Origin of the sequence: Longivirga aurantiaca (genome assembly GCF_042660085.1) — a bacterium.
Taxonomy (GTDB): Bacteria; Actinomycetota; Actinomycetes; order S36-B12; family CAIYMF01; genus Longivirga; species Longivirga aurantiaca.
Map to the genome: position 1 here is coordinate 1 of NZ_JBHSTI010000055.1, position 3749 is coordinate 3749.

3 protein-coding genes are annotated in these 3749 nt (G+C 71.5%); all 3 read right to left on the bottom strand.

What is annotated here, in order from left to right; all coding sequences use genetic code 11:
- On the bottom strand, positions 1-942 hold a 942-nt coding region (gene pknB, locus ACFQGU_RS17305), incomplete at its 3' end, for a Stk1 family PASTA domain-containing Ser/Thr kinase (protein ID WP_386768947.1).
- Between the two features lie 157 nt (positions 943-1099).
- A complete protein-coding gene (locus tag ACFQGU_RS17310; RefSeq protein WP_386768948.1) occupies positions 1100-2551 on the bottom strand; it encodes a peptidoglycan D,D-transpeptidase FtsI family protein in 1452 nt (483 codons plus the stop codon).
- The coding region (locus ACFQGU_RS17315; protein WP_386768949.1) for an FtsW/RodA/SpoVE family cell cycle protein at positions 2548-3749 on the bottom strand (1202 nt) is incomplete at its 5' end. The genes ACFQGU_RS17315 and ACFQGU_RS17310, both read right to left, overlap by 4 nt.

Below are 3749 nucleotides of genomic sequence, written 5' to 3' on the forward strand. Positions count from 1 at the left end.
CTCCGCGTACGCCGCGGCGGCGCCCACCGGCGCCATCACGGCGGTCTCCTGCGAGACCACGGGGACCGGCGCGGTCACGGGCAGGCCGGCGATCGCGCGCTCGACGTCCGCACGCATCTCGGCCGCGCTCTGGTAGCGGTCCTCGGGGTTCTTGGCCAGGGCCCGCAGCACGATGGTGTCGACCTGCGGCGTGACCGACGGGTCGAACTGCGACGGCGGCACCGGCGCCTCGCTCACGTGCTGGTACGCGATCGAGACGGGCGACTCGCCCGTGAACGGCGGGCGGCCGGTGAGCAGCTCGTAGAGCAGGCAGCCGGTGGAGTAGAGGTCGCTGCGGCTGTCGACGACCTCGCCGCGCGCCTGCTCGGGCGAGAGGTAGTGCGCGGTGCCGAGCACGGCGGACTGCTGCGTCATCGTCTGGCCGGAGTCGGCGAGCGCGCGCGCGATGCCGAAGTCCATGACCTTGACCTCGCCGCCGCGCGTGAGCATCACGTTGGCGGGCTTGATGTCGCGGTGCACGATGCCGTGGCGGTGGCTGTAGTCGAGGGCGGCGAGCGTGCCGCCGGTGATCTCGAGGGCGCGCTCGGGCAGCAGGCGGCGGCCGCTGCTCATGAGCTGGCGCAGCGTCATGCCGTCGACGTACTCCATGACGATGAACGGGACGACGGCGCCGGTGGAGTCGGGGGTGTCGGCGAGGACGTCCTCGCCGGTGTCGTAGACCGCGACCACGTTGGGGTGGTTGAGCGACGCCGCGCTCTGCGCCTCGCGGCGGAAGCGGGCCTGGAAGCTGGGGTCGCGCGCGAGGTCCGGGCGCAGGATCTTGATAGCCACCCGGCGCCCGAGACGGAGGTCGCGGCCCTCGTGGACCTCGGCCATGCCTCCGCGACCGATCACCTCGCCGATCTCGTAGCGATCGCCGAGCCGGCGCACGTCCTCGCTCACCGTTCCTCCTTCTGGCTGTGGCGGGCTGGGGACCGCCGTGCCGAGTCTGACAGCACCGGGTGGGCGGCGTACGCCGTCCCCGGCTGTGGCTTGTCGCCCTGTGCAGGGACCCCGTACGGCGCACGCGCGTTCCGCAGCGTGTCCGTGCTCGCGCGGCTCACTGGAGCACCGCCTCCATGACGGCCTTCGCGATCGGCGCGGCGAGCGCGTTGCCGCTGATCTCCGCCGCACCGCCGCCGTTCTGCAGCACCACGGCGACGGCGACCTGCGTGCCACCCGGCACGGCCGGCGCGACGCCGACGAACCACGCGTGCGCCTTCTGGTCGTTGCCGGTCTGCGCGGTGCCCGTCTTGCCGCCGACGGCGACGCCGGGGATGCGCGCGTTCGATCCGGTGCCCTGCTCGACGACGCCGACCATCATCGCGAGCAGCTGCGCGGCGTTCGCGGGCGACATCGCCTGCGAGAACTCCACCGGCTCGGCCGTCTCGAGCGTCTCGAGCTCGGGGCTCAGGATCTCGCTCACCATGTACGGGCTCATCACCTGGCCGTTGTTGGCGATACCGGCACCGACCATCGCCATCTGCAGGGCGGTGGCCGAGACGTCGAACTGGCCGATGGCGCTCATCGCCGTCTGCGGAGCGTCAGGGTCGCGCGGGAACCGGCTCGTCGCCGCACGCAACGGCACCTCGAAGCCGGTGTTGAAGCCGAACTTCTCGGCTTGCGCGCGGAGGGCGTCGTCGCCGAGCTCGAGACCGATGGAGGCGAACGCCGTGTTGCACGAGATCGCGAGCGCGTTCGCCAGCGTGGTGACGCCGTCGGGGCCGCACGCGGTGCCCGACCAGTTGTTGAGGTCCTTGGTCGTGTCGGGCAGGTCGAGCGACGCCGGGCCCGGCACCTCCGAGTCGGGCTCGTACTGCCCGCTCTCCAGCGCCGCTGCGGCGGTCACGAGCTTGAACGTCGAGCCCGGGGGCAGCGTCATCACGAGCGGCCGGTTGAGCATCGGCTTGGCCGGGTCGGAGTCGTACTTCTCGTAGGCCTTGCGGATGCTCGCCGGGTCGTGGCTCGAGAGCAGGTTGGGGTCGAACGACGGCGACGACGCGAGGGCGAGGATCGCGCCGGTGCGCGGGTCGATCGCCACCACGGCACCCGTGCGGCCGGCGAGGCCGTCGTACGCCGCCCTCTGCGCGCGCGGGTCGAGCGTGAGCCGGACGGCCCCGCCCTTCACCCCGCGCCCGGCGAACAGCTGCTGCACGCGGTCGACGAAGAACCGGTCGTCCGATCCGGAGAGCACGGAGTTCTCGGTGCGCTCGATGCCGGTGGCGCCGTAGACCAGGGAGTAGAAGCCGGTGGCGGGCGCGTAGAGCGGGCCTCGGGCGTACTGCCGCAGGAACTTCAGCTGGTCGTCCGTGGGGATCGACGACGCGATCGCCGTGGAGCCGAGCAGGATCGGGCCGCGCTCGCGGGAGTACTCCTCGAGCAGCGTGCGGCTGTTGCCCGCTCGGGCCCTGATCTCGGCCGAGGCCATGTACTGCAGGTAGGTCAGGTTGGCGAGCAGCGCGATCAGCAGGACGGCGAGCACCGCCGCGAGCCGGCGCACGGAGCGGATCACAGCCGCACCGCCTGGGTCGGGGCGTCCGCGAGGGCAGGTGCGCCGGTGTCGGTGTCCGGGTGCCGCGCGGCGTCGCTGATCCGCATGAGCAGGGCGATCGCGATCCAGTTGGCGACGAGAGACGAGCCGCCCTGCGAGAGGAACGGGGTGGTGAGACCGGTGAGCGGGATGAGGCGCGTGACGCCGCCGATGACGACGAACACCTGCAGGGCGAGCACGATCGAGAGGCCCGAGGCGAGGAGCGTGCCGAAGATGTCGCGGCAGGCGATCGCGCTGCGCATGCCGCGCTGCACGATGATCGCGTAGAGCACGAGCATGGCGGCCACGCCGATGAGCCCGATCTCCTCGCCGAACGCGGCGATGATGAAGTCGCTCTTGGCGTAGGGGACGAGCTGCGGGAAGCCCTGGCCGAGCCCCGAGCCGAACATGCCGCCGCTCGCGAAGCCGTAGAGCGACTGCGCGATCTGATAGCTGGTGTCGCCCTCGTCGCCGAACGGGTCGAGCCACACGTTGACGCGCTGGCGCACGTGGCCGAAGGCGAGGTAGGCGAACGCCGCTCCCGTCGCGAAGAGGACGAAGCCCAGCACGAGCCAGCTGCGCCGCTGCGTCGCGATGTAGAGCATCGTGACGAAGAGGCCGAAGAACACCAGCGACGTGCCGAGGTCACGCTCGAAGACGAGCACCGCGAGCGACACCAGCCAGGCGACGACCAGCGGCCCCAGGTCGCGACCGCGGGGGAACTCGATGCCCAGCACCTTGGTGCGCACGAGCGCGAGCGAGTCGCGCGTGACGGTGAGGTAGCCGGCGAAGAAGATCGTCAGCATGATCTTGGCGAGCTCGCCCGGCTGGAACGACAGGTTGCCGAGGCGGACCCACAGCGTGGCGCCGTTGATGGTCGCCCCGACGAACGGCGCCAGCGGCAGCAGCAGGAGCACGAGACCGGCGAACATCGCGGTGTACGTGTAGCGCTGCAGCTTGCGGTGGTCGCGCACGACCAGCAGCACCACGACGAACAGCACGATGCCGAGCGCCGTCCAGGTGAGCTGGCTGTAGACGTCGGGGCTCGGGATCTCGCTGCCGTTGCGGATCGCGCGCTGCTCGTCGGCGAGGTCGAGGCGATGGATCATCGCGAGGCCCAGCATGTTCAGCGTGACGACCGCGGGCACGAGCATCGGGTCGGCGTACCGCGCGACCACAC